This window comes from Streptomyces sp. NPDC101166 (assembly GCF_044768125.1).
Classification (GTDB): domain Bacteria; phylum Actinomycetota; class Actinomycetes; order Streptomycetales; family Streptomycetaceae; genus Streptomyces.
The window spans coordinates 1-1,171 of sequence record NZ_JBIWPF010000236.1; the positions used below are offsets into that span (position 1 = coordinate 1).

General features: G+C 70.6%; 2 protein-coding genes. One reads left to right on the forward strand and one right to left on the reverse strand.

The window, feature by feature from the left end; all coding sequences use genetic code 11:
* A partial coding sequence (locus ACIRS4_RS38010; protein WP_404204814.1) for a zinc-binding dehydrogenase occupies positions 1–700 on the forward strand: 700 nt, incomplete at its 5' end.
* Here ACIRS4_RS38010 and ACIRS4_RS38015 read toward each other — a convergent pair.
* Positions 691–1,171 (reverse strand): class I SAM-dependent methyltransferase (locus tag ACIRS4_RS38015; protein ID WP_404204816.1); only part of this gene is annotated, 481 nt, incomplete at its 5' end. The two genes, ACIRS4_RS38010 and ACIRS4_RS38015, sit on opposite strands and share 10 nt — an antisense overlap.

A 1,171-nucleotide genomic window follows, 5' to 3' on the forward strand; every position in this document is an offset into this window, starting at 1 on the left:
CTACTCCAACGAATTCCCCGGCGGCTTCGGCGAGCGCATGGTGTTGCAGGCCATGGCGCTCGAACCGATCCCCGACCACGTGCCCCCGCACGTCGCCGCCCTCACCGAACCCCTGGCCGTCGGCTTCGGCAATGTGGCCCGCACCGGCATCGGGCCGGACGGTACCGGCATCGTGATCGGTTGCGGCCCCGTCGGTCTGGGCGCGGTGGCCGCGCTGGCCGAACGCGGCGTCGCCCCGATCGTCGCCTCGGACCCCTCGAAACTGCGCCGCGAGGCCGCGTTGCGGATGGGCGCGCACCGGGCGGTGGACCCGGCCGTCGAGGATCCGGTGGAGGTGTGGCAGGAGCTGGCCGCGCCCGGCCAGAAGCTGCACGTCTGGGTCTGCGCCGCGGTGCCCGGCCTGCTCAACGACCTCATGTACAAGGTGCCGCGCGAGACCGCCATCCTGCAGATCGGCGCGGTCATGACCGACGACGTCATCCGGCCCGTCGTCGGCCTCTACAAGGACATCTCGCTGCAGATGTGCATGGTCTACCCGCAGGAGGAGTACGCGAAGACCTTGCGCCGCATCGCCGACGGCACCGTGGACGCGGCCTCGCTCATCACCGATCAGGTGGGGCTGGACGGGGTCGCCGACGCGATCGAATCACTGCGCAATCCCGACGACCACATCCAGATCCTGGTCCGGCCTCACCGCTGAGCGCGCACCAGCCGGCAGAAGTCGATCGGGCGCAGACCGTCGGTGCGCTGCCACAGGGCGGCATCGACGGCCTCACGCTGCGAGATATGGTCCGCCACAGTGAAACCGTGCCGCGCGAGCAGGGTCGTCACCGATTCCGGGGAGAACATGCTGCGCATGGGCTCGCCCTGCTGCGCGGTGGCCGCCTGCGCGAATTTGCCGTAGACCCGCCCGGATTCGTCGCGCAGCTCCGGCGGCAGCGCGTACTCCAGGACCAGTTCGGTGCCGGGCGCGAGGCGCGCGAGGGTGTCCAGGGTGGCCGCGATGGCGGGCTCGGTGAGGTACATGGTGACGCCCAGCCAGCTCACCAGGGCGGGGCGCGACGGGTCGAAGCCGCGGGCGATCAGTTCCGCGTACAGGTCGTCGTTCTCGAAGTCGACGCCCACGAATTCGACGGTCTCCGTGCCGATTCCGGCCTCGGCGAGCAGCTCC